This window comes from Natronolimnobius sp. AArcel1 (assembly GCF_011043775.1).
Lineage (GTDB): Archaea > Halobacteriota > Halobacteria > Halobacteriales > Natrialbaceae > Natronolimnobius.
On record NZ_JAAKXY010000003.1, the window covers coordinates 771,480 to 794,211 of the forward strand.

Annotated in this window: 24 protein-coding genes, 1 tRNA gene and 2 pseudogenes; 13 read left to right on the forward strand and 14 right to left on the reverse strand. The window is 58.0% G+C overall.

Annotation, left to right across the window (positions count from 1 at the left end; translation table 11 throughout):
• Positions 1 to 16: 16 nt before the first annotated feature.
• Positions 17 to 544: an SRPBCC family protein gene (locus G6M89_RS12130; RefSeq protein WP_165162030.1), complete on the reverse strand. Its 528-nt coding sequence runs from the start codon at positions 542 to 544 to the stop codon at positions 17 to 19.
• A 143-nt stretch (positions 545 to 687) separates the two neighbouring features.
• Here G6M89_RS12130 and G6M89_RS12135 point away from each other — a divergent pair, with 143 nt between their 5' ends.
• From G6M89_RS12135 to hpt, 5 genes are all read left to right on the forward strand, one after another.
• Positions 688 to 1,425: an NAD(P)/FAD-dependent oxidoreductase gene (locus G6M89_RS12135; RefSeq protein ID WP_165162031.1), complete on the forward strand. Its 738-nt coding sequence runs from the start codon at positions 688 to 690 to the stop codon at positions 1,423 to 1,425.
• Positions 1,426 to 1,498: 73 nt separating this feature from the next.
• Positions 1,499 to 2,173, forward strand: a complete 675-nt coding sequence (locus tag G6M89_RS12140) for a hypothetical protein (RefSeq protein WP_165162032.1) — start codon at positions 1,499 to 1,501, stop codon at positions 2,171 to 2,173.
• Between the two features lie 44 nt (positions 2,174 to 2,217).
• Positions 2,218 to 3,387, forward strand: a complete 1,170-nt coding sequence (gene coaBC, locus G6M89_RS12145) for a bifunctional phosphopantothenoylcysteine decarboxylase/phosphopantothenate--cysteine ligase CoaBC (RefSeq protein ID WP_165162033.1) — start codon at positions 2,218 to 2,220, stop codon at positions 3,385 to 3,387.
• Between the two features lie 170 nt (positions 3,388 to 3,557).
• Positions 3,558 to 4,244 carry a hypothetical protein gene (locus G6M89_RS12150; protein WP_343162639.1) on the forward strand — a complete coding sequence of 229 codons (687 nt, stop codon included), beginning with the start codon at positions 3,558 to 3,560 and terminating at the stop codon, positions 4,242 to 4,244.
• 166 nt (positions 4,245 to 4,410) lie between these two features.
• Positions 4,411 to 4,980 carry a hypoxanthine/guanine phosphoribosyltransferase gene (gene hpt / locus G6M89_RS12155; protein WP_165162034.1) on the forward strand — a complete coding sequence of 190 codons (570 nt, stop codon included), beginning with the start codon at positions 4,411 to 4,413 and terminating at the stop codon, positions 4,978 to 4,980.
• An 18-nt stretch (positions 4,981 to 4,998) separates the two neighbouring features.
• On the opposite strand, the gene G6M89_RS12160 is transcribed toward hpt, so the two are convergent.
• The 10 genes from G6M89_RS12160 to G6M89_RS12205 form a co-directional block, all read right to left on the reverse strand.
• The gene (locus G6M89_RS12160; RefSeq protein WP_165162035.1) at positions 4,999 to 5,535 is read right to left on the reverse strand and encodes a hypothetical protein; all 537 of its coding nucleotides are present in this window, start codon (positions 5,533 to 5,535) and stop codon (positions 4,999 to 5,001) included.
• Positions 5,536 to 5,581: 46 nt separating this feature from the next.
• The gene (locus G6M89_RS12165) at positions 5,582 to 6,949 is read right to left on the reverse strand and encodes an ABC transporter ATP-binding protein (protein WP_165162036.1); all 1,368 of its coding nucleotides are present in this window, start codon (positions 6,947 to 6,949) and stop codon (positions 5,582 to 5,584) included.
• Entirely contained in the window at positions 6,942 to 8,015 is a 1,074-nt protein-coding gene (locus G6M89_RS12170; protein WP_165162037.1) for an ABC transporter ATP-binding protein, read from the reverse strand. The genes G6M89_RS12165 and G6M89_RS12170 overlap by 8 nt, the downstream gene beginning before the upstream one ends.
• Positions 8,015 to 9,043, reverse strand: a complete 1,029-nt coding sequence (locus G6M89_RS12175) for an ABC transporter permease (RefSeq protein ID WP_165162038.1) — start codon at positions 9,041 to 9,043, stop codon at positions 8,015 to 8,017. Before G6M89_RS12175 ends, G6M89_RS12170 begins: the two co-directional genes overlap by 1 nt.
• 12 nt (positions 9,044 to 9,055) lie before the next feature.
• Entirely contained in the window at positions 9,056 to 10,006 is a 951-nt protein-coding gene (locus G6M89_RS12180; protein ID WP_165162039.1) for an ABC transporter permease, read from the reverse strand.
• 63 nt (positions 10,007 to 10,069) lie between these two features.
• Positions 10,070 to 12,010, reverse strand: coding sequence for an ABC transporter substrate-binding protein (locus tag G6M89_RS12185; RefSeq protein ID WP_165162040.1), 1,941 nt, complete (start codon positions 12,008 to 12,010; stop codon positions 10,070 to 10,072).
• A gap of 298 nt (positions 12,011 to 12,308) precedes the next feature.
• Positions 12,309 to 13,214 carry a hypothetical protein gene (locus G6M89_RS12190; RefSeq protein ID WP_165162041.1) on the reverse strand — a complete coding sequence of 302 codons (906 nt, stop codon included), beginning with the start codon at positions 13,212 to 13,214 and terminating at the stop codon, positions 12,309 to 12,311.
• 523 nt (positions 13,215 to 13,737) lie between these two features.
• A tRNA-Met gene (locus tag G6M89_RS12195) sits at positions 13,738 to 13,812 on the reverse strand.
• A 66-nt stretch (positions 13,813 to 13,878) separates the two neighbouring features.
• Positions 13,879 to 14,295: a GtrA family protein gene (locus G6M89_RS12200; RefSeq protein ID WP_165162042.1), complete on the reverse strand. Its 417-nt coding sequence runs from the start codon at positions 14,293 to 14,295 to the stop codon at positions 13,879 to 13,881.
• A 206-nt stretch (positions 14,296 to 14,501) separates the two neighbouring features.
• Positions 14,502 to 14,768, reverse strand: coding sequence for an HAH_0734 family protein (locus G6M89_RS12205; protein ID WP_165162043.1), 267 nt, complete (start codon positions 14,766 to 14,768; stop codon positions 14,502 to 14,504).
• Between the two features lie 188 nt (positions 14,769 to 14,956).
• On the opposite strand from G6M89_RS12205, the gene G6M89_RS12210 reads away from it, so the two are divergent.
• The 8 genes and pseudogenes from G6M89_RS12210 to G6M89_RS12240 all read left to right on the forward strand — a co-directional run bounded on the left by G6M89_RS12210 (position 14,957) and on the right by G6M89_RS12240 (position 19,395).
• Complete coding sequence (locus tag G6M89_RS12210; RefSeq protein ID WP_165162044.1) at positions 14,957 to 16,237, forward strand: RNA-guided endonuclease TnpB family protein; 1,281 nt, start codon at positions 14,957 to 14,959, stop codon at positions 16,235 to 16,237.
• 164 nt (positions 16,238 to 16,401) lie between these two features.
• On the forward strand, positions 16,402 to 16,683 hold the full coding sequence (locus G6M89_RS12215; RefSeq protein ID WP_165162045.1) for a 50S ribosomal protein L44e: 282 nt from the start codon (positions 16,402 to 16,404) through the stop codon (positions 16,681 to 16,683).
• 5 nt (positions 16,684 to 16,688) lie between these two features.
• Positions 16,689 to 16,862, forward strand: coding sequence for a 30S ribosomal protein S27e (locus tag G6M89_RS12220; RefSeq protein ID WP_117364935.1), 174 nt, complete (start codon positions 16,689 to 16,691; stop codon positions 16,860 to 16,862).
• Positions 16,859 to 17,659, forward strand: a complete 801-nt coding sequence (locus G6M89_RS12225; protein WP_165162046.1) for a translation initiation factor IF-2 subunit alpha — start codon at positions 16,859 to 16,861, stop codon at positions 17,657 to 17,659. The genes G6M89_RS12220 and G6M89_RS12225 overlap by 4 nt, the downstream gene beginning before the upstream one ends.
• A gap of 8 nt (positions 17,660 to 17,667) precedes the next feature.
• Positions 17,668 to 17,847 (forward strand): RNA-protein complex protein Nop10, encoded by a 180-nt coding sequence (locus tag G6M89_RS12230; RefSeq protein WP_165162047.1) that lies wholly within the window; start codon positions 17,668 to 17,670, stop codon positions 17,845 to 17,847.
• A 6-nt stretch (positions 17,848 to 17,853) separates the two neighbouring features.
• Positions 17,854 to 17,973, forward strand: a pseudogene (locus G6M89_RS22760) (PAC2 family protein); the annotation flags it as partial.
• Between the two features lie 144 nt (positions 17,974 to 18,117).
• Positions 18,118 to 18,774, forward strand: a pseudogene (locus G6M89_RS12235) (proteasome assembly chaperone family protein); the annotation flags it as partial.
• A gap of 75 nt (positions 18,775 to 18,849) precedes the next feature.
• Complete coding sequence (locus G6M89_RS12240; protein WP_165162048.1) at positions 18,850 to 19,395, forward strand: hypothetical protein; 546 nt, start codon at positions 18,850 to 18,852, stop codon at positions 19,393 to 19,395.
• 6 nt (positions 19,396 to 19,401) lie between these two features.
• On the opposite strand, the gene G6M89_RS12245 is transcribed toward G6M89_RS12240, so the two are convergent.
• The 3 genes from G6M89_RS12245 to G6M89_RS12255 all read right to left on the reverse strand — a co-directional run bounded on the left by G6M89_RS12245 (position 19,402) and on the right by G6M89_RS12255 (position 22,645).
• The gene (locus tag G6M89_RS12245; RefSeq protein ID WP_165162049.1) at positions 19,402 to 20,181 is read right to left on the reverse strand and encodes a MarR family transcriptional regulator; all 780 of its coding nucleotides are present in this window, start codon (positions 20,179 to 20,181) and stop codon (positions 19,402 to 19,404) included.
• A gap of 81 nt (positions 20,182 to 20,262) precedes the next feature.
• Positions 20,263 to 21,702: a phosphomethylpyrimidine synthase ThiC gene (thiC, locus tag G6M89_RS12250; protein WP_165162050.1), complete on the reverse strand. Its 1,440-nt coding sequence runs from the start codon at positions 21,700 to 21,702 to the stop codon at positions 20,263 to 20,265.
• Between the two features lie 97 nt (positions 21,703 to 21,799).
• Positions 21,800 to 22,645, reverse strand: coding sequence for a hypothetical protein (locus G6M89_RS12255; RefSeq protein WP_165162051.1), 846 nt, complete (start codon positions 22,643 to 22,645; stop codon positions 21,800 to 21,802).
• Positions 22,646 to 22,732 lie beyond the last annotated feature (87 nt).

Consider the following 22,732-nt stretch of genomic DNA (forward strand, 5'->3'; position numbering starts at 1 on the left):
GTCTTGCGGGACGCGTTCAGGGCATCTCGTGAATCGTCAACTCGACGTCGCGTGGCGTGGTTCGGTCTTCGATATCCGTCACGAGTCGCTGGACGACGGTTTCGGCTTCGCTCAGGAGTCGGGGCTGGACCTTTGTGACGACCCAGTCCAGGGAGACGAATCGGGGGAGTGAAATCGCGTTTTTGTCCGCTGAGTAGGGATCATACACTGCATCGAAGTAGATGCGACTCGCCATCTCGGCGTCTGGCGGTGCCGCGTCGGGTTCGGGTTCGACCCGCCACTCCCCGCGAGCGTCGATATCGTTCGTCAGTTGCCACTCGAGCGACTGGGGCGCGTCGATACTGGTGACTTTCGAGTTAGCTGTATAGTTGAGTTTCCACCATGCTAGATGCAGGTCGTACAGTGATCCGACGCCGCCGTCGCCGTGAACGTTGACCGATTTCAGGTGGTCCGTGTACCGCGGATAGTTGGTAAACGACCGCACGTACGGAAAGACCTCCTCGGGGGAACGATACGCGACAGTACTGAGGAGAATTCTGTCCACAGGCTGTGTAGGACGGAACCGAAAGTAAGGATTGCTATCTCTACAACCGAGGTCACACTCCCCATTTGTGGCGCTGTGCAACAGGTCACTCGAGTCGCCGATAAGTGCGAACCTTCTATAGCCATTGTCGGCAACGTGAGAGCATGCGAGACGTGTGTATCGTTGGCGGGGGCGTGTCCGGCCTCGCCGCATCGATCTTTACCGCCCGTGCAGGCCTGGACACCCTCGTCGTCGACGGTGGCGAGCCAATCCTTGCCCGAAATGCCAGCCTCGAGAATTACCCCGGCTTCCCCGATGGCGTTGACGCCCGGCGGTACCTGCAACTGGTCCGTGAACAGGCCGGGACCGCGGGTGTCGAATTCGAACTCGGACGCGTGACGCGTGCCGAACCGATCACCGAGACGGCGCTCGAGGATGGGTTCGTTCTCGAAACGGACGGCGGGGAACCGCTCGAGGCGCGCCGGGTTGTGGCGGCGTCGTGGTCAGACAGCGACTATCTCGTTCCGCTGGATGTCGGACGACTCCAGCGCGGGAGCAAACACTTCGTCGACACAGATGATGCAGGGCGAACGGTCGTCGACGGCGTCTACGCCGCGGGTCGACTCGCGAACGAGCCACACCAAGCAATCGTTGCGGCCGGCCACGGGGCGAAAGTCGGCCTCGCGGTAATCCACGACTCCGAGGCGAACTTCTATCACGACTGGGTCGCCCCGGCGGGCTACTTTACCGGCCGCGGTCGCGACATTCCGCCTGCCTGTGAAGAGATTGACGACGACGAACGACAGCGCCGAGATGAACAGGCACGCCAGACCATGCTCGAGGCGTTCGCGGAGCCGTTTGATGCGGAGCCGACAATGCACCCGAGCGTGGCTCAGGAATAAGCACCGTCGTTCCGTTCTCGCCGAGTTCGGGTTGAATCGAAAGCTATGTTATTGCCAGTGCCTAGTGGTGACTATGCACAGGCGCGGAATCTTGGCCGCGGCGATGGCAGTTGCCGTCGCCGGCTGTTCGTCCGACGAGGACGATTCGGCAGCCCACGAGGGTGAAGCCGACGCTGAGATTGTCGCGACCGACCTCCTCGAGGGCGAGACGAGTGGGACCGGATGGGGCCGCATCGAGGTCGAGAATCCAACAGCAGCTCCCCACGGCCGACTCGAGATCGATGCGTCGATCCTAGACGAGGATGGCGACATACTCGCCGAGGCGACACACATCTCGGCGTATATCCCGCCGGAAACGACGCTGCGGTGGTACGTTCGCGCGACCGCTGAGAACGACCGTCTCGAGGGCGGAGACATAATTGCGGAGATTACCGAAGCGACGACTCAACCCGAACGGACACGACTCGACGATGCGACGGTCCACGCCACCGACCTGTCGGTGGGCGGCGACGTCGTCAACGTCGTCGGCGAACTCGACGTCCCATCGACGGACAAACAGCGGGTGACGGTTATCGCACTGATCTACGATGTCGACGGCCGGCTTCGCGGGACCGGAACAGACATTCTGTACGATCCGGAGCCAGGAACCGCAGTCGAGTTCAGCGCGAACTCTAACGGCTTTCGTGCCCCCGCAGAGAGCCCGTCGATCGAGTCGTACGACGTCTTCGCGTTTGGCGAGCACGGATAATCGCTCGCTACGCTTAACACGACGGCACCGAGAGTACGGAACGAATGCTCGAGGGAATCAACGTCGCACTCGGGGTCACGGGATCGATCGCGGCCGTCAAGACGGTCGAACTGGCCCACGAGTTGCGACGCCAGGGAGCCGAGGTTCGCGGCGTGATGTCATCGAGCGCACAGGGGATCATCCACCCCTGGGCGCTTGAGTTCGCGACAGAAAACGACGTGGTCACGGAGATTACGGGCGCGGTCGAACACGTCGACCTCTGTGGGTACGGCGGCTGGGCAGACGTCTTTCTCGTCGCACCCGCAACGGCGAATACGGTCGGCAAAATCGCCGGGGCCGTCGACGATACACCAGTGACGACCTGCGCGACGACGGCGCTCGGTGCGGATACGCCCGTCGTAATCGCGCCTGCAATGCACGAACCGATGTATGACCACCCCGGCGTGCTTGAGGCAATCGATACCGTCGCCGAGTGGGGCGTCGACTTCGTCGATCCGCGACTCGAGGAGGGGAAAGCGAAAATCGCGAGCGAGGAGGCAATCGTTGCCGATGTGGCGCGTGCTGCAGGCGAGCAACCGCTTGCAGGGAAACAGATCGTCGTCACCGCGGGCGCAACCAGCGAGTCAATCGACCCCGTGCGCGTTCTGACAAACCGTTCGTCGGGGAAAATGGGACGGGCTGTCGCAAAGGCCTGTTACGTTCGCGGCGCGGACGTGACGCTCGTCCAGCAGGGCTCAGACGTTCCCTACGCCGATGTCCAACAGGTCGAGAGCGCGACCGAGATGCTCGAGGCAACCCAGGAGGCCTGCCAAAGCGCGGATACGCTGGTGTCGGCCGCGGCTATTGGCGATTACACCGTCGAGCCAAGCGACGAGAAGATTCGCTCAGGCCAGCACCTGACGCTCGACCTCGAGCCAGCGCCGAAACTGATCGACGAGGTGCGCGAGACACAACCGGAGCTTCCAATCGTCGGCTTCAAAGCGGAGACCTCTGGAGAAGATGCTGCGATGATCGAACAGGCACGACAGACGCTCGAGCGGGCGGATCTCGCCTTTGTCGTTGCCAACGATGCGAGCGTCATGGGTGAGACAGAGACGCGCGCGCTGTTGGTTCATGCCGCAAACGTCGCCGCCTACGAGGGGGATAAAGCCGGGCTCGGAGCCGAGATTGCAGAGTCGATTGCAACAATACTGGGAGCCAACTCGAGTACGTAAGGCAGGGTTTCAACGGCCGCTACGAGTCACTGCCGGCGATACTGGGATGGCAGTAACTCGTTCTTTCGCACGGCAGGAGAATTATATAGGTGGCGTACCTGGCACGAATTAAGCGACTTGTGTGGGGATGGTGTGGCGGGAAAGCAACGGGACGAGTAAGGTGAGTTTCGGTGGCCCAGACACAACGACACGATACCACAGAGACAGACGGGACTGACACAACAGTCGAAAGCGATGCATCGTCCGCAACCGACACCGGTGGCGAGACGGGCGGGACAGACTCGAGCGACAGCCACGAAACGGCTATTCCAGCCCTCTCCAAGGGCGAAATCTTCGAGGTGCTGCGAAACCAACGTCGACGCTACGTCTTGCACTTTCTCAAACAGGACGGTCGGCCAGTCGAACTCGGCGATCTCGCCCAACAGATCGCCGCTTGGGAGTACGAAACGACGCTCGAGGGTGTCACGCCTGCCCAGCGAAAGCGAGTGTACACGACGCTCCAGCAGACACACCTGCCGAAGATGGACGAAGCGGGCATCCTCTCGTTCGACTCGGATGAAGGCGTTATCGAGGCAACCGATCGAACGGGAGATATCAGTATCTACCTCGAGATCGTCCCTGGCCACGAGTTTGCCTGGCGCGAACTGTATCTCTCGCTCGGAGCGATTAGCTGTGCGCTGGTCGCCGCTCTCTGGCTCGAGATCTACCCGCTGACACTGCTGTCGAACCTGACATGGGCAGGCATCATCGCGGTGACGGTGACACTGACTGCGGCGGTACATGGCTACTACGAGCAGAACATGCGCCTCGGTGCTGGCGAGCAGCCACCCGAATTGAGTTACCGAGCGGACGACTGAGAACTGTACGTCAGTTCCGGGCAACTGCGATCCACGCAGTGATTGCGCCGATAGATCAGTACAGTAATCCGTTTGATGGCGGTCACCCGAAAATTGCTGCCTGTCAACGACCGACTGGGTCCACACGTATCGTCAACTTTTACTCCGCTACCAACACACCCACGACATGGATCAACTCAAGCGGTCGCTTCTCGAGGCTCCGATCATCGAGAAAGAAGGCTATCACTACTTCGTCCACCCAATCAGTGACGGCGTTCCAAAACTCGATCCGACGCTCCTCCGTGAGATCGTTATCCGAATCATCCGCAAGGCACAGTTGGATGAAGTCGACCGAATCGTCACCCCCGCCGCCATGGGGATCCACATCTCGACGGCCGTCTCACTGATGACGGACATTCCGCTGACCGTGATCCGAAAGCGCCAGTACGGCCTCAAAGACGAGGTCGCAATCTCCCAGAAAACGGGCTACTCGGAAAACGAGATGTACATCAACGACGTGCGCGAGGGTGAGCGCGTGCTCGTCCTCGATGACGTGCTCTCGACCGGCGGCACGCTCGCATCTGTGCTCGAGGCACTCGACAACATTGGTGCCGAAGTGATCGACACGGTCGCCGTCATCAAGAAAGTCGGCGGCGAGAACAAAGTCGACGACGCAGGCTACAACGTCAAGACGCTGATCAACGTCGACGTGATCGACGGCGAAGTTGTCATTATCGACGAAAACGGCGACGACTGACGGCGGCCCGGTTCACACTCACTCCTCAGTGATTTTAATCGTTGTTTCAGCTGCTAGCCCAGCCGCTTCGGCACCATCGACGTTGATTCTCGCGCCGATCGTGTACGTTCCTGGCGGGGCCCGCTCCCACTCCGTCTCGGAGACTCGGAAAACCTGTTGCCACCGCTTGGGGAACCGTTTTCGCTCGCCACGATTGAATTCGAACTGGCCAGGATCTGCTGCGTACTCGAGGTCGAATTGCGCGGCTTCGTCGTGGCCGTCAATACTCCACGTCCAGCGCACCTGTGACGTTGTCGACAGCGCGACTGGGAACGGCAATGTGTTCCGCATTGTTACCAGAAACGGTACCGACTCGTCAGGGCTGTACTCAGTCCGCGGCGTTGCAATACTGACTGAGACGCCGTAGCGTCGCAGTCTCTCGGGAACGACCCGTTGGCTCAGCGCAAGCGAGTTCATCGATCGCATCGCAGACGGCCGATCTTTTGATTCGCTCGTCGGTGAAAACGGATCGTCATCATCCCGACGGAGCGCGCTCGAGTCGTAGATTCGCCGCATACGTCTGGAGTAGCAACCCGACGACCAAAAGGAAGCGGGTTATGGGTTAATCGTCGGCCGCAACGTTGCCTGTTCCGCCTACATCGTCAGTATCGCCGTACACACCGTCGCCTGCGTACGCATCATCATACAACAGACATGAGATACGGTGGCTGTCACCGACTGTATACTGGTCGGGGCGATCGTGTTCACAGGGTGATTCGAACGCCGCCTCGAGGTCCTCACTTGCAGCCTCGATGTTGCCCGCGGCAAGCGCTTTGATCACGTCATCGATGACGGCTTCGACAGACGGATCGCTGAATGATTCGGGAAAGCCAAACTCGTCTCTGATTGCCGACCAGAGTGCATCGGGATCAACATCACTGGAATCTCGATGCCCTTCATCGACCTCCTCAGCACCCTCGAGAGAGACAACACCCTCGAGAATCTCAGCATTTCGGACCCGAAGTTTGAACGTCATAAGAGAGCGCCACACACCGTCTTCGAACTCGTAGCCCTCAGGTTCGATGACTCGCGGACATCTGGTGTGGAATCGACAGCCAGTGGGTGGATCGATAGGCGATGGAACGGTTCCAGGAAGGATTATCCGGTCGCCCTCCCAAAGCGGGTCAGGTTCCGGAATTGCTGACAACAGGGCCTCCGAGTACGGATGATACGGCGGCTGGAATACCTCAGTAGTGGACCCAACCTCTGCGAACGAGCCGAGATACATGACTGCGACTCGGTCAGAGATATGTTCAACGACACTCAGGTCGTGTGCAATGAAAATATACGAGAGGTTAAACTCCGTTTGCAGATCCTCGAGCAGGTTGAGAATCTGTGCCTGAACGGAGACATCCAGTGCACTCACCGGTTCGTCACAAATGATGATCTCAGGGTCGACTGCAAGCGCACGGGCAATCCCGATCCGCTGGCGCTGTCCACCTGAGAACTCGTGTGGATATCGCTGGGCGTGACTCGGATTCAGTCCAACCGTCTCGAGGAGGTCATAAATCCGGTCTTCACGGTCGTCGCCGCTGGCGATATTGTGAACATCAAGTGGCTCACCAATGATATCGCCGACAGTCATCTTCGGGTTCAAACTCGAGAACGGGTCCTGGAAGATGTACTGGATATCCGTGCGGATGTCACGCATTTCGCTGTTCGACAGTTCGGTTAGATCTGCGTCTCGGTAGTAAACCGAGCCCTCAGTTGGTTCAACAAGTTGTAGCAGTGATCGGCCAAGCGTACTTTTTCCACAGCCACTCTCACCGACAACGCCCAGCGTTTCGCCCTCATGCAGTTCAAAGCTCACGCCGTCGACGGCTTTGACCCACGAAGTCGACCCGATGAGATTCTCGATGAAGCCATCGTTCGCTCGATAGTACTTTTTGAGGTCGTCAACACGTAGAATCGGCTCATCGTCACTAGTCATCGGACTCACCTTCTGGAATCTGTGTGCCCGCTATCTCGCCCTCGACGTGGACATCGTAGTCCAGTCCCTGTGTCAGGTCGCCAGAGTACTCGAGACACGCTGCGGCGCGGTCGGAGTCGGCTCCACTTGCGTCCTCGCCAGTTTCGGGATGGAGTAACTGGGGCTCTTTCAGTGTACAGGTCTCTTCGGCGTACGGACAGCGTGGATGGAAGCTACACCCGCTTGGGAGTTCAACGAGGTCGGGCATTGTTCCCGGAATCGTCTGGAGTCGTTCGCGAGTGTTGCCAACGCGCGGGATCGAACTCATCAGCCCAACCGTGTAGGGATGTTTTGGGTCATAGTACAACTCCTCAACCGGCGCTTTCTCGACAGCCTTCCCTGCGTACATAACCATCACGCGATCACACACTTCGGCGACGACACCGAGATCGTGCGTGATCAGTTCAACTGCAGTGTTGTACTCACTGGCTAAGTTCTCGATCAACTCGAGAATCTGGGCCTCGATCGTCACATCGAGGGCTGTCGTTGGCTCATCACAGATCAGCAGGTCAGGATCACACGACAACGCCATTGCGATCACTGCACGCTGTTGCATCCCACCGGAGAACTGGTGTGGGTAATCATCGTACCGGGTTGCTGGTTCTGGAATACCCACCTCATCGAGTAGTTCGATCGTTCGGTCTTTCGCCTCCTGTTTGTCGTATCCGAGGTGATGACGGACCGCCTCAGCAATTTGTTCCCCGATCGTGTACACCGGGTTCAGTGCTGTCTGGGCGTCCTGGAAGATCATGGCAATCTCGTTGCCACGAATGTCGCGCATCTCTGATTCGCTCAACTCGAGGAGGTTTTGACCTTTGAACAGGATTTCGCCACTCTCGATGCGACCGGGGTTGTCGATCAACCGCATCAGTGAGAGTGATGTGACGCTCTTTCCGGCACCACTCTCGCCGACGACCCCGAACATTTCACCGCGTTCGATTCGGAACGAGAGATCGTTGACCGCCTGTACGACACCCTCTGACGTGTAGAAGTTCACGTTCAGATCGCGAACCTCGAGAAGTGCCATTAGCCACCACCTCCATGCATCTGTACGTCCTCAGCCTGTGCATCGAACGAGTCGTTGATTCCGTCACCAATCATGTTGATTGCCATTACGAAGATGAAGATTGCACCGCCTGGGAAGATCGTTGCCCACCACGGGATCGGCGTTTGGACCATCGACGAGAGCGCGCCGTCGAGCATAGTCCCCCATTCTGCAGTCCCGGATGGCATCCCGAGTCCGAGGAAACCGAGTGCAGCAACGCCAATGACGATTGTCCCTGTCGAAAGCGTCGCTTGAACAACGGCAGGTGGGATTGCATTTGGAACGATGTGTTTGAAGATAATCCGCCGGTCGCTCGCGCCGAGCGCTTTCGCCGCGAGCACGTACTCGTTTTCTTTGATGCTCAGTATCTCGCCCCGTATCAGTCGGGCATACGCAGCCCATCCCGGTAAGGCGAACGCGGCAACCAACTGCCAGTATCCCCCGCCGAACATTGCGACCAGCACCAGCGCGAGGACAAGTGCAGGGAACGCGAACACGACGTCCAGGACACGCATCAGAATTTCGTCGATCCAGCCGCCGTAGTAGCCGGCGATAGCACCCACGAAGATACCGAACGAGAACGTAAGCGCCACGACAACAAAGCCAATCGAGATGCTGTACCGACCGCCATAGAGCACCCGCGAGAAGATATCGCGACCGTCACCGTCAACACCCATTGGGTGTGACAGCGACGGCGATGCGTACCGCTCCGGACCGCCCGGCTCGAGGTAGAGAATCGCCTGCGGATCGTGCGGCGCGAGCGAGAGGGGCTGAATAGGGAACCCCATTACGGTAATCGGTCGTGCCAGTACTGCGAGGGCGATCATAACAAGCACGATACCGGTACCGAGCATTGCGCTTCGGTTTCGTCGGAACCGTCGCCACGCTCGTGCGTATCGGCTGTCTGTACCACCTTCAACCCCTGTACTCCAGTCTGAAAGGGTCTCACGGTCCCGTACGCGCTCAGCGTCGAAGCCCGTGATTTGAATCCGTCCTCGTTCTGTAGACATCTGTGTGACCTCCTAGTATCTAATTCGTGGATCGAGCAGTGCGTAGACCAGATCTGCGAGTAAATTCATCACGATGATCACGATGCCGATGAACAGCGTAATTCCCATGATCACGTAGTACTCACGATCCTCAATTGCGCCGATGAACTCGTAGCCAAGCCCCGGCCACGCGAACACGACCTCAACGACAACCGACCCTGCAAGAATCCCTGCCGTGATGAACGCAGCAACCGTCACGACCGAGATGAGCGAGTTCCGAAGGACGTGTTTCAGGATCACCGTCCGCTCAGGCAATCCTTTCGCTCGAGCGGTCGTGACGTAGTCTTTGTTGAGTTCTTCAGCCATCGACGAGCGCATAATCCGCATCATCGTTGCGGCAGAAGCGGTTCCAATCGTAAGTCCCGGTAAGATAAGATGGAACAGCATTTCTGGATGATACAGCGGCTGGCGTGGCGGAAGGACGGTCCAGGGTCCAAGCGAGACAGCAAAGACAAGGATCAGGATCAGGCCGAGCCAGAAGTTCGGAATTGCGATCCCTGCAAGTGCGATGACTCGGCTCACGTCATCTGCGAGTTGCTGTCGGTTCATCGCCGCATAGATACCCGTTGGAATTGCGATTACGATTGCGAACACCCATCCGAAAATCCCCAGTGCAATCGTCGGCGGAAGCCGCGTGAGGATAATGTCACTGACTGGCCGTCCAGATTGGATCTCGGTTCCAAAATCGAGGGTTAAGACGCCGGTTGCCCAATCGAAATACTGGACGTAGACGGGCTGGTCGAGGCCGTGTTCAGCACGGAGTGCCGCCCGATCGGCCTCAGTCGCTTCAGGTTCCAGTGCGAGAATGAAATTAACCGGGTCCCCCGGTGTCAAGTGAACTAGTGCAAATGTAAGTACCGACACGCCAAAAAGCGTCGGAACCACAAGCAATAGTCGTTTGAGTGCGAAACGTCGTAAGCTCATAGCAAATATTGTGGAAGGGGTGATTAAATATGTTGCCGGTATTTATTCGAGACTCTCCGCTGATCAGACCTCTTCGGAGATGTAAATCGTCTGTTCAGCCGGTGGATGGAAGATTGCACGCGAGTACTTCTCGCTGTTAATCGGCCAGGTGTTCCATCCGTGGACCGAATCTTCGATGATAACGTCGTCCTCGAGGCCGTACTGAATCCACGACACTGGCGGCTCCTCGAGGATTGCAGCAATCAGTTCCTCGACGCGATCACGTCGCGTATCGATGTTCTCTTCGCCGACAACATCTTCATCGAAACGCGTCGCCTGCAGGAGGTCAAAGACTTCAGGATTGTCGTAGCCGGTGTGGTTACAACACGTCCCGATGAGCGATGGATCGACCATCGAACGGAAGAAGCCATCAGGGCTGAACCCAGAGGAAAGGCCGATCGAAACCAGGGCATCCTCCTCTTGGTGCATCTCTGGATCGTTGAGCATCTCGATATACTGTCCCCACTCGTACTCTTCGAATTCGACTTCGAACAGCCCGGTGGACTCGAGCGACTCGATAATCAGTTCGTTCCAGCGAACCCGATCGTCGGAGTCTGCGTTCGTCCACATCTCGATCTCCATCGGAGCCTCGATATCGTGGTCGTCGAAGACCTCTTGGACGAGTTCTTCGGCCCGCTCAGGATCATACTCGTTGTACTCACCATACTCCTCTTCGAGTGCCTCGTAGTCGTGTGTTCCTTCGTCAGCAGCAACCGGCGACATCGGCAGTGTTGCCGGGATTGCCCAGCCCTGATAGATGTTCTCAACAATCGAGGGTCGAGGAATTAGGTGGTTCACACCCTCGCGGATTCGTGGATCCGTCCATGGCTCATGCGTGACAGGGTACTGCAAGAAGTCATAGCCGCCAGCAACCGTGCGGCGGACCTGATAGTCATCGTCCTCATCGAGGTCAGTGAGGATATCCGCCTCGAGACCAGACGTATGGTGGATCTCTTGGCTCTGGATAGCCGATGCACGAGTCGAGTCACTTGGGACGATTTCGAACTCGATGCCCTCGATTGGTGGCTGATCCGGGAAGTCGTCAGAGCCATCCCACCAGTCGACAGCATCTGTCGAGAACCAGTGATCGTCAAATCGAGAGACACTGTAGAACGATTCATCGTCGAATTCCTCGAACTGGAAGAAACCGGATCCAATCGGATCTTCACCGTTGAGTGGGTCGATATCACCGGGTGCAACATCGAAGTGTTCCTCGGGGACGATTGCGATACTCCCAGCGGCACCGATACCGTCAGCATCCGGCTGCTGGAAATAGACGTCGACAGTGTAGTCGCCGTCGGCTTCCGCATAGAGATACCAATCGTAGAGGTCGGTTGGTCCACGGGTCGATCCTTCGTACCGATCGTAGGATGCAACGACGTTCTCTGCCGTCAGTTCTTCACCGTTGTGGAAGACAACATCGTCACGGAGTTCATACGTGACGCGCATTCCCCAGTGGTCGTCTCCAGCGGCTTCCTCGCCACCGTCGACATCGACAACACTGCCGTCGTCCATTTCGAACAGAACCTGTCCCGCATCGTCTGGATCAACGGCATACTCCTCGTAGTCGTCCACGTAGATGTCCTGGGTCTCAACTTCCCAGTCGGTTGCAACCCACGGAACGTTGTCTCCGTCGCGGTCAGGATGGACCATCGCCTCATAGATCAGGAATTGAGAAGCCATTGAGGAGGTCGTATCGCCACTCTCAACGGGATCAAAATCATTGATGTTCTCCGCGAGTGCCGTCCGAAGAATACCGCCCTCTTCGATTTCGTCGTAATCAACTTCCTCGAGTTCTTCGTCAGTCCGGGCGTCAACTTCGTCTAGATCACCTTCGCCGTTCCCGTTATCATCATCGTCACCAAGACACCCAGCAAACGCACCCATCCCAACTGCTGCACCAGCAATACCTGTTGATTTGAGCACCCTTCGCCGATCGACTTCAGACCACTGCTTGCGTGGCATATATAGCAGGAAACTCCCACGGTACTATAGAACTTGCGTCTTGAATCACTCCATATTACGTTGAAATAACATGTCTTTGGTGTAAAATTTGAAAGTCAGATTGAAAGAAGCGGCGAAATGCCATAAATATGCGCTTATTGGTGATTGCCCGATAATGAATAAATGCGTCGTGTAATGTTCATACTTGATCATAAATCAGGATAGATTCGGCGTGGCAATTCGGACACTCCACCCGAGCAAACTCATCACCAGTGCAACCCGCTTGCACCAATATCAACTGTTGTCCTGGCGCTTCGCATTACTGGTCACGAACAACACCTGCATCTCCGGGAACACCACTCTGTGATGTGAGATCATCGACAACCGATGGATCGAGCTCAACGTACCGTCGGTCACACCCATCACACTCGAGCGTCGCAACATCGTACGCTCGACAACACGACTCGACAGTATCCGTATTAAGGACAATCGCTGCTGAACAAAACGGACACTGGGACACAAAGGTCCGCAATGACTCAAGAATCGACAGTCGCTGCTCGAGTGGGACGTCCATCCACTCGTCGGTCCGGTCATGAAGTGCGGCATGTGCCGCTAATTCGACTGCCAGCGCAGCATCAGTCGGCCACTTTCGAATTCGGCCATCGATACTAATCGTGGGATAGGACCGGTCCTTGACTTCGATAACAGCTGGCTCCACGTCGAAGAGATCAGCGAGACGGCTGCTATCGACGTCTGTAGAGCGATCCTGCGAAACCGCATCAACGACAGCCGTTTCAAACGCCTCGCTAAACTGCACGTTCGTTTCATCCGGCGTCAGTTCGATCACACCTGCGTCCAGGAGAAATTCCTCGGGGTCGACTGCATTTCGTCTCTCATACTCGAGTTTCTCAATGGTGTCCCACTGGGCATCCCCTTCAGTGTCCGTTGTCGGTTCGAGCTGGTGATCAAACCGCTTTGCGACACTCTCTGGCAGGTATTGCTTCGTCAACTCCGGCGTCCCGGGAACGAGATACCCACGGAGATAGATCAACAACACAGACGCCACGACAACCACTGGTGCCAATAACGGAGCAAACGGCCAGATAGCCACACCCAGTATCACTGCAAACGCTAGATTACCGACTGTACATGGAAGACATCGGTTGTCACCGGTGTACTCCGGTTGTTTCACTCGCTCGAGCACAGACGGTGTGTCGTCTGCCATAGCCACTCATTTGTGTCGAGATGCAAAAACCGGACGGTTTTACTCATCTACAACAGTGGCGTGTAAAACGAGCACTTTGGGCCGCATTTCGGACCACAATTTCGACCCAAACACTGTTTATCTACTACTATATGTTGCTTATAATCCGCGTGTATCGTCTTTGGATTACGTGACTCGAGAGGGCGACACTCGCTCCTCGTCATCACAAACGGTTTGGTCGTTTCGAACAACTCCGTTCTGCGGTATTGCACCGAGCAAAATGATCGCGGGAGGTAGATTGAACTACGTCCACTTCGCTCCCTGCGGTCGCTTGTGGCCTACTTCAAATCTACTCTGGACTATTTTCACGAATTCGGGACTTGCACCTCGTTCCGCTCGGTGTTCGTCGTTGAATTCGTGAAAACTAACGGGAGGTAGATTTGAACCACGCCGAGCCGTGCTCGCTTTCACTGCGCGCGACTCGTCTGGTTCAAACTACCACCATGCTATGGATGGCGCTCACGAATTTGTTCGCGCCAAAACATAGCGGGAGGTAGATTTGAACTACCGATCTGCGGGTTATGAGCCCGCCGGAATCTCCTGGCTATCCCATCCCGCTACCCTATCATACCCGAGTGCACTAATTAAGGGTTGTGATTCGGGTGCCGTGTGCGGGTTTCTACCGTTACCCCTGATGGACTTCCCACGTGTAGAGTGATTCACACGTGTAGTTGACAAAAAAGCCAACTCCCATGCCGATGACGTTCGCTGCCATGTACCAGACGCCGAACTGGTAATAGAGGATCGCCAACACGGTCAGCGTCACCAGAAAGCCCGCAAATCGCACCGCATTCGACCGCAAAAACCGTCGTCCGAGCGGTCGGACACCCATCTCGCCGTAGCTCGAGAACGTCCATCGCTCGTTGATCGCGAAGATCACCATGATTGCTAACTCCCACGAAATCACTTTGGCCATGACTGGCCCCAACACGGTGAGTTCGACTAACGCAAACAACACAACGTTGTCTACTGTTGCTCCCACAAGCCCCACACCCGCAAACTGAGTGAAGCGACTCCGCGAGCGCAGTGCACGAAGTCGCATTTGTAGGGCTTCAATCACGAATTCTTCCGGTGTCGACGGTGACTCTCTCCGATGCTGAGGTGCTCCTTGCGGCGCGCGCCAGCGCAAGCGTGCGCGTGTGATCTCGACTGTCGAGTCCGACTCGAGTGAGTAGTGAAGAACTGAGAGAACACAGCAAAAGCGTACTGGAAGCGGAAAGGAGAGTGTGTTCGCGTATGCGTGTGCGACTACAGTGCGAGTTCGCCGCTTGCTTGCACGACAGCGACATCCTCGGCATCGACACGGTCAACATCGAGGAAATGGGGCAAGAAATTTCGCTTTGCAAAGTCCTCGTATTCGGCGTCCGCACCGACCGTACACCACAACTGAACTCTGTCCGGACCGTGCCACTCGCCGTTTCGATTGATCCCGAAACAGACCAACTCTTCTCCCTCGTGTTCGATGATGGCTCCCTTCCGGATACCGGGGTCGCCGTAGATGATGAGCCGCTTCATACCTCGCTGTTCACAGGAGAGACGATTAAACGCTTCGAACACGGTTACGGAAGTGCAAGGAGAAAGCCCCGTGCTTTAGCGCGGGGATGAATCCGACACCTCTGACACAATCTACCGTTCGATGGCACGGCAGGGTATTCCACGCTCGTATCCATACCTTCAAGTGGGTTTGTCTACATAGGTTACGTATGGCGAAACAGGTTGTCACCCGCACTTATACTGCTTCCATCAGGAACCAGTCACGGGTGCAAGACGACCTTGACGCCCTCGGGTTTGCCGCCTCGAAACTCTGGAACGTCGGACGGTGGACGTGCAGCCGGGTCTGGGATGAGGGCGATCATATTCCAAACCACAACGAACTCACCACCTACCTGAAGTCGCACGAACGCTACGATGATCTACATTCTCAGTCAAGTCAGCGAGTCCTTCAAGAACTCGCTGAGGCGTTCAACGGCTGGTACGGCAAACGACTCAACGGAGACAAGAGAGCGAACCCACCCGGCTACCGTAAACACGGCGACGACCACCCACGAAGCACGGTGACGTTCAAAGCCGCTGGCTTTAAACTTGACACTAAATACAACCGCGTTCGACTCTCCCAAGGTTCAAACCTCAAGGACTACTGGTCGGACTTCATCCTCTGTAAGTACCAGACGCAGCCCGATGTTGACCTCTCCGCCGTGGAGAACGTCCAGCAACTGCGGGCCGTCTGGACTGGCGAGGAGTGGGAACTACACTTCGTATGCAAAGTCGAGATCAAGGCGGCCGAATCTCCCGGCGAGAAGACCGTCGGTGTTGATCTCGGGATCAGCAACTTCGCCGCGCTCGCCTACGAGGACGGCCACGCCGAGCTGTATCCGCTCAACTGTCTGAAGCAGGACGACTACTACTTCAGCAAGCGACTCGCTCAGTGTGATGACTCGAACTCCGAACAAGCCACGCGGTTGAACCACAAGAAATCGGAGCGTCGCACACACTACTTCCATACGCTCTCGAAACATATCGTCCAGCGATGTGTCGAGGAGTGTGTTGGAACGATTGTGGTTGGTGACCTCTCCGGCGTCCGCGAGGACGATAAGACCGAAGAGTCGCAGAACTGGGGCAAGCACGGCAACCTAGATCTGCACTCGTGGGCGTTCGACCGCTTCACAGACTTGCTCACCTACAAAGCCGAGATGGAGGGCATCTCGGTTGAGCAGGTGTCCGAACGCGATACATCGAAGTCGTGTTCGTGCTGTGGTCGCACGCGGAAGCCAAACCGCGTCGAGCGCGGGTTGTACGTGTGCGATGAGTGCGGAACGACGGCAAACGCGGACGTGAATGGTGCCGAGAACATTCGACAGAAAGTATCTCCGAGTCTTGCCTGTGATGGGGGAGATAGGAGTAACGGCTGGTTGGCACAGCCATCGACGTTCCTGTTTGACAAGGAAACTGGCGCATTCGCGCCTCAAGAACAGGTCACGTCGTAAACCACAATATCCCAACCCTGCGGCGCGGTGCCGTGGGAATCCTCGCCCTTCAGGGCAAGGAGGATGTCAAGTGCGATGACACTGCGGTCTTGTCCCACACATTCGAAGACGAACCAAACGGGTTTTAAACAGGCCGACCATAGGCCACAGCAAGTGAGATAACCATGCAGATGCCACGCCGATTCAATACGTACTGTCCGCATTGCAACGAACACCACGAACACGAAGTTGAGAAAACCCGAAACGGCCGTTCGACCGGCATGAAATGGGACGCGCGCCGAACCAAACGCAACTCCTCGAGCATCGGTAACTCCGGTCGTTTCTCGAAGGTGCCAGCTGGCGAGAAGCCAACCAAGAAAACCGACCTCACGTACCGCTGCAGCGAGTGTGGCAACGCCCACCTTCGCGAAGGATGGCGCGCCGGCCGACTTGAGTTCCAAGAGTGATTACAATGGCAGGAAATTTCTACTCCGTCCGCTGTGGCGATTGTGAGAACGAACAGACCGTCTTCGGCAAAGCCTCCACGGAGGTCGCCTGTGCCGTCTGTGGCACCACGCTTGCGCGACCAACCGGTGGCAAAGCCGAGATCGAACACGAGATCGTCGAAACAGTCGAGTCACGATGAAATATAGCGGCTGGCCCGACACCGGCGAACTCGTCGTCGGCAAGATCGACGAAATTGAAGACTTCGGTGTCTTCGTCGATCTCGAGGAGTACAAGGACAAACGCGGACTGATCCACATCTCGGAAGTCGCGAGTGGCTGGATCAAAAACGTCCGCGATCACGTCCGCGAGGGCCAGATCGTCGTCTGCAAGGTCTTAGACGTCGACGAGGGGCACGAACAGATCGATCTCTCACTGAAAGACGTCAACGACCACCAGCGCTCGGAGAAGATCCAGCAGTGGAAAAACGAGCAAAAAGCAGACAACTGGATGGACCTCGCCCTCGAAGAGGACATCGACGACGAGGACTACACGGCAATCGCGAACGAACTGATCAACGCACAGGGCAGTCTCTACGACGGCTTCAAGCAGGCCGCAATCCACGGTCATGAAGCCCTCGAGAGCACCGACCTCACGGACGAGGAGATCGATTCGCTCGTCGACACCGCTCGAGAGAACGTTTCGGTGCCGTACGTTAACGTCACCGGCTACGTCGACCTCGAGAACCCATCGCCAAGTGGCGTCGACGGCATCCGCGAGGCGCTCACGGCTGCCGAAGGCAACGGTGAGGTGCCTGACGAGGTCGACCTCGAAGTGAGCTACGTCGGTGCGCCCGAATACCGCATCAAGGTCCAGGCACCGAACTACAAGACGGCTGAATCCCAACTCGAAGAGAGTGCCCAGCGCGCCATCACCGCTATCGACGACCACGATGGCGATGGTGAATATCACCGCGAGCGCCGCACTGACGACGAGTAATACGACCGATGAAATCCGACATCCGGGTCTGTTCGGCGTGGCGCGAGGCCCACGACAGCCCGGTGTATACCCTTTCTGACTCCTGTCCAGACTGTGGTGCGGTGGCAGAAAACACTGCCCCCGCGCCGTTTAATCCATCCGACCCACACGGCGAGTACCGACGCTCTCTTAAGCGTCGCAATCGCTGATATCGTATGGACGAACTCGAGATTGAGGCGGTCGCCGAGGTTGAACTGGACGACCCCGTTCTCGTCGAGGGGTTGCCGGGTGTTGGCCACGTTGGCAAACTCGCCGTTGATCACCTACTCGAGGAACTGGACGCTGACGATGAGGCAGACACTGAGACTGCGGATGATTTAGACTCCGAATCTGAGACTGCGGATGACACGGAGTCGGACGACGGTGCTGACACAGACACCGACAGTGAGTCCGACACTGACGAGACACCCACGAGCAGCCTCGAGGGCGAGGCGACGCTTGTTCGTCGGGTCTACTCACAGGAGTTCCCGCCGCAGGTTAGCGTCGAGGGTGGCGTCGCTGATCTCACCTGTACTGAAATCTATGCCGTTTCGATCCCCAAGGGCCGGGACCTGCTCTTGTTGACTGGCGATCATCAGGCCCAGACGAACGAGGGCCACTACCTCTTGACCGATGCCTTCCTCGACATTGCCGAGGAGTTTGGCGCAGCTGAGCTGTACGCTCTCGGTGGCATCCCGACTGGCGAACTCATTGACGAGTACGCCGTTATCGGCGCAGCGACCCACGAGTCGATGCTCGAGCCACTCGAGGACGCCGGCGTCGAGTTCCGTGAGGACGAACCAGCCGGCGGCATTGTCGGCGTCTCAGGACTCCTGCTCGGCCTCGGCAAACGCCGTGGATTCGAGGCAGCCTGTCTGATGGGCGAGACCAGCGGCTATCTCGTCGACCCGAAGAGCGCTCGCGCAGTGCTCGAGGTACTCGAATCGGATCTCGAGATCGAACTGAACTACGAGCGACTGGATGACCGCGCTGACGAGATGGAAGACGTCATCGGCAAGATCCAGGAGATGGAACAGCAACAACAGCAACAGCAGATGGACGTGCCGACGGACGACGATCTTCGGTATATCGGCTAACGCGGCCAACTTCTCTTCGGTAGCACCACTGCAGCGATCCAAACGTATTTTTGTCAACTGCTCGTACCCATCACCATGGCAACAGCACGTGTGTTCGATGGCATCAGTGGCGTGTGTCACCGGTACGGCCCGGGCCGACTGCCTCGAGCGGACGATTCAACGGTTGGTGCGGGGTACGCCGGTGCAACGGCGGCACTGTTCAGCGCAGTCGTGTTTGCCGGACTAATGATCCTGATCGATGGCAGGCCGCTCGGTCCAGCAGGCAGTGGCCCGCTGCTGGGTGGTGCGGCGCTCGTTTCCGTCCCGGTTGTCGTGCCAACCGCGTTCGTCGCAACCGCTGTTGTCTGGCGATTCGTTTCGACAGCGATGCCACACCCCGGTCTGATTGGTGGTCTCCTTGCCGTCCACTTGACGTATCTTCTTGCCTTCGTCGGGCTGTTCGGGTTCAGCCTCACGGCGATACTCACGGGTGTCGGTTCCGCATACTACGGCCCGGTCCACGAGTCGTTGCGCTTTGCCGGCGGCTTCACGTATATCGGGTTTCTCTACACCGCGTGGTTCACCGTCCCTATCGGCTGTTTTGGTGGCTACATATACGAACACGTCGGTGCACCAGCCTGAGCGTGGTTACCCCTCGAGTACTTCGTAAGAAACATCCGCATCACGCAATGCGTCCGTGACGCGACCAACGGCGTCGGTGGTCGCGACGACGGTAATCTCGAGGCCGTGTTCGGCGGCGTCGGCGGCGACTTCGCCGACGGCAAACGTGACTGCAGGTTCGACATCGGCGTGTCGGCAGGCGACGACTGCTTCGATGCCGGTTGCGACGACGCGGTCTGCAGCGTCACAGGCGTCGGTGACGGTCTCCTCGTCGAGTGCCCGGCTCCCGCCGGTGCGGACGCTTGGCACCTGCACGACGGTTACAGAGCCGGGCTCGAGTTCCATGACGCCCTCGAAGCTCGTGACGCCAATATCGGTGCCAGCGGTTGCGTCGGTGGTCGCAATACCGGTTGCCGGACCCTCGTCTCCTGGTTCGGCGTGGAGGAGGCCGTTTTCTAAAAAGAGCGAGACGGTATCGCCCTCCTCGATCTTGTCCGTGGCGATGGCGGCGTCTTCGCTCATCGCCCCGAGAACGTCGCCCGTGACGTGGTCTGCGAACCGGCGAACGTCGTCGGCGGCCCGAAAGAGCCAATCGACACCCTCTCGAGTCACGCGATAGCGTGAGCGGCCTTCCTTCTCGACGAGGCCGTCGTCGACCAGTTCGCGGATGTACTCACTGACGGCTTGACTCGTGACGCCGACTTCCTCGGCGATTTCTCCCTGACTGACGGCGGGTTGGCGCTCCGCGATCTGGACGAGAATCCGGAATCGCGTCGCGGCTCGCTTGTTATCGAGGACGTCGACCATAGGTGTCTGTTTCTCGAGTAAGGCAAAAAAGGGCGTGATAGAGAGCCACCGCTCGAGTGGCTGTCACCGCTGAACGTGAGATCAGTCGTCGCTTGCAGGTTCTGCGGATGGTTCGTCGTGCTCACTTACCGGAATATCCGCGCCCTCGTGTGTTCCAACCGGTGGCAGGTTCACCTCGGCGGCCGGCGAGGACTCGAGATCCGTTTCGTTGGTCAGGCGTTCCATCCCATCACCGTCTCCCTCGCGTGCGTCTTGGTCGATCCGCATTGAGCAAAAGTCGACGCCGCACATCGAGCAAAAGCGAGCCTGCTTGTAGTTATCGCCAGGAAGGGTCTGGTCGTGGGACTCACGGGCACGGTCAGAATCAAGTGCGAGGGCGAATTGTTCGCGCCAGTCGAAGGTGTACCGGGCTTCCGAGAGGGCGTCGTCCCAGTCGCGTGCGCCGGGGCGTTCGGCACCAACGTCGCCGGCATGGGCGGCGATCCGGTAGGCTGCGAGTCCGTCGCGAACGTCTTCTTCGTCAGGTAGTCCGAGGTGTTCTTTGGGCGTCACGTAACAGAGCATCGCGGCACCGGCTTGGGCAGCCATCGCCGCCCCGATTGCACTCGTGATGTGGTCGTAGCCGGGGGCGATATCGGTCACGAGCGGCCCGAGAACGTAGAAGGGTGCACCATCACAAACCTCCTGCTGGCGTTCGACGTTTTCCGCGACTTTGTGCATCGGAACGTGGCCCGGCCCTTCGACCATCACCTGCACGTCGTACTCCCAGGCGCGCCGCGTCAGTTCCCCCAGCGTATCGAGTTCGGCGTACTGCGCCTCGTCACAGGCGTCGGCCAGACAGCCGGGGCGGAGACTATCCCCAAGGCTAAACGTCACATCGTGTTCGGCGAAAATCTCGCAGATGTCGTCGTACACCTGAAAGAGAGGGTTCTGCTCGCCGTTTTCTTCCATCCACGAGGCCATGATCGACCCACCACGAGAGACAATGCCCGTCTTGCGGCCATCGGTCAACGGCAGGTGTTCGGCGAGAATACCCGCGTGAATCGTCATGTAGTCGACGCCCTGTTCGGCCTGCTTCTCGATGACCTCGAGCAGCAGGTCCGTTGTGATATCCGCGGGACTCTCGGCTTGCTTGACGGCTTCGTACAGCGGGACGGTCCCGATTGGGACCGGCGAGTGCTCGAGGTGTGTCTCGCGAATCTCGTCTAAATCGCTTCCGGTCCCGAGATCCATCACCGTATCTGCGCCGTAGTGAACCGCCGTATGGAGCTTCTCGAGTTCGGTCTCGAGGTCGCTCGTGGTTTCGCTGTTACCGATGTTGGCATTGACTTTCGTCGAAAACTCGCGACCGATGATCATCGCGTCGAGTGCGCCGTGATTTGTGTTCGCTGGAATCACGGCTTGGCCCTCAGCGACCTGCTCGCGGACGAACTCGGGGTCGCGGTTCTCGCGTTCAGCGACGCGTTCCATTTCGTCGGTAATCGTTCCCTCGCGGGCGGCAGCAATCTGGGTGGTCGCCATCAATAACTAGGTTGTATTATCGAGTTATAAATAGTTATCTCGTTGGCTCGAGTACATCATCGTCGAAAAATGTGACCAATCGGTGGGTGGGAGCAACTTACTCAGCGGCGTCGCTCTCCGCTGATGGGGCAGTCGAGTCGGTTCGGTCGACGTACTCTGCAAGCCCGATGAAGGCGAGCGCCCACGCAATTACTGCAAGCGAGGCGATCAGATCAAGACTCGAGCCTTGCTCGAGGCCAGGAAAGGCCAGCGAGCCAGCGCCGTAGAGGAGCGCCATCGCTGCGGCCGCGTAGGCGAGTGCGCGCCAGCCGACCGGGCGGGCGGCGGCCAACAGGGCGAACAGCCCAATCGAGACCAGCGCGAACAGCATGAACTCGTAGTGGCCGAACACCGTGTGCTCGTTCAGAAGCGTCGTGTGGCTCACGTACTCGCCGGCAGCAACAACCCAGAATCCGAGCGCGCCGACCGCAGCGAGCGCAAACAGACGCAGGTCCAGTCGCTCGAGGCTGGGCACGAGTGCTGCCCGCGCTGGGTGCAAGAGAGTGATGAGTGCAACCGGCACGGCAAAGACGAGGAGTTCACCGGCAGCTGCAACGCCTGAAGCGACGACTGTGAGGGTGAACGCAGCGATCACGAACGCAATCGCTGCCTGGAGCGCACCGACTCGTTTCGCTGGCCGGTACAGTTGGATTGCAATCGTCGCAGCGAAGATCGTCAGCATGCCGCCGATCATCAGGTGGTGTACCCGATGTGCTGGGAAGCCGTAGTCCGCGAACCACGCGTTCCCGACCATCGTCATCGATTCCCCAATCGCCAGCAGCAGAAACGCGACGAACGCCGCCGTGACGGCGTAAAACGCAGGCTTTCGGATCCGGCCGGCACCGTGTTCGGCCGACCGCGAGAGTCGCCGGCCGACGGTCGTCGTCGACGACCGAAGGTTCATCGTCGCCCCGCAAGGTCACTCTCAGTTAGTATCAATACAACATTTTTGAGACGTATTACTGCAGACATGGTATTCGCACCTACTACG

Bases quoted from the DNA above. Each gene is read 5' to 3' on its own strand.
- G6M89_RS12135 (WP_165162031.1), top strand. From the start codon at position 688: ATGCGAGACGTGTGTATCGTTGGCGGGGGCGTGTCCGGCCTCGCCGCA.
- G6M89_RS12140 (WP_165162032.1), top strand. From the start codon at position 1,499: ATGCACAGGCGCGGAATCTTGGCCGCGGCGATGGCAGTTGCCGTCGCC.
- coaBC (WP_165162033.1), top strand. From the start codon at position 2,218: ATGCTCGAGGGAATCAACGTCGCACTCGGGGTCACGGGATCGATCGCG.
- hpt (WP_165162034.1), top strand. From the start codon at position 4,411: ATGGATCAACTCAAGCGGTCGCTTCTCGAGGCTCCGATCATCGAGAAA.
- G6M89_RS12160 (WP_165162035.1), bottom strand. From the start codon at position 5,535: ATGCGGCGAATCTACGACTCGAGCGCGCTCCGTCGGGATGATGACGAT.
- G6M89_RS12165 (WP_165162036.1), bottom strand. From the start codon at position 6,949: ATGACTAGTGACGATGAGCCGATTCTACGTGTTGACGACCTCAAAAAG.
- G6M89_RS12170 (WP_165162037.1), bottom strand. From the start codon at position 8,015: ATGGCACTTCTCGAGGTTCGCGATCTGAACGTGAACTTCTACACGTCA.
- G6M89_RS12175 (WP_165162038.1), bottom strand. From the start codon at position 9,043: ATGTCTACAGAACGAGGACGGATTCAAATCACGGGCTTCGACGCTGAG.
- G6M89_RS12180 (WP_165162039.1), bottom strand. From the start codon at position 10,006: ATGAGCTTACGACGTTTCGCACTCAAACGACTATTGCTTGTGGTTCCG.
- G6M89_RS12185 (WP_165162040.1), bottom strand. From the start codon at position 12,010: ATGCCACGCAAGCAGTGGTCTGAAGTCGATCGGCGAAGGGTGCTCAAA.
- G6M89_RS12190 (WP_165162041.1), bottom strand. From the start codon at position 13,214: ATGGCAGACGACACACCGTCTGTGCTCGAGCGAGTGAAACAACCGGAG.
- G6M89_RS12200 (WP_165162042.1), bottom strand. From the start codon at position 14,295: ATGCGACTTCGTGCACTGCGCTCGCGGAGTCGCTTCACTCAGTTTGCG.
- G6M89_RS12205 (WP_165162043.1), bottom strand. From the start codon at position 14,768: ATGAAGCGGCTCATCATCTACGGCGACCCCGGTATCCGGAAGGGAGCC.
- G6M89_RS12210 (WP_165162044.1), top strand. From the start codon at position 14,957: ATGGCGAAACAGGTTGTCACCCGCACTTATACTGCTTCCATCAGGAAC.
- G6M89_RS12215 (WP_165162045.1), top strand. From the start codon at position 16,402: ATGCAGATGCCACGCCGATTCAATACGTACTGTCCGCATTGCAACGAA.
- G6M89_RS12220 (WP_117364935.1), top strand. From the start codon at position 16,689: ATGGCAGGAAATTTCTACTCCGTCCGCTGTGGCGATTGTGAGAACGAA.
- G6M89_RS12225 (WP_165162046.1), top strand. From the start codon at position 16,859: ATGAAATATAGCGGCTGGCCCGACACCGGCGAACTCGTCGTCGGCAAG.
- G6M89_RS12230 (WP_165162047.1), top strand. From the start codon at position 17,668: ATGAAATCCGACATCCGGGTCTGTTCGGCGTGGCGCGAGGCCCACGAC.
- G6M89_RS12240 (WP_165162048.1), top strand. From the start codon at position 18,850: ATGGCAACAGCACGTGTGTTCGATGGCATCAGTGGCGTGTGTCACCGG.
- G6M89_RS12245 (WP_165162049.1), bottom strand. From the start codon at position 20,181: ATGGTCGACGTCCTCGATAACAAGCGAGCCGCGACGCGATTCCGGATT.
- thiC (WP_165162050.1), bottom strand. From the start codon at position 21,702: ATGGCGACCACCCAGATTGCTGCCGCCCGCGAGGGAACGATTACCGAC.
- G6M89_RS12255 (WP_165162051.1), bottom strand. From the start codon at position 22,645: ATGAACCTTCGGTCGTCGACGACGACCGTCGGCCGGCGACTCTCGCGG.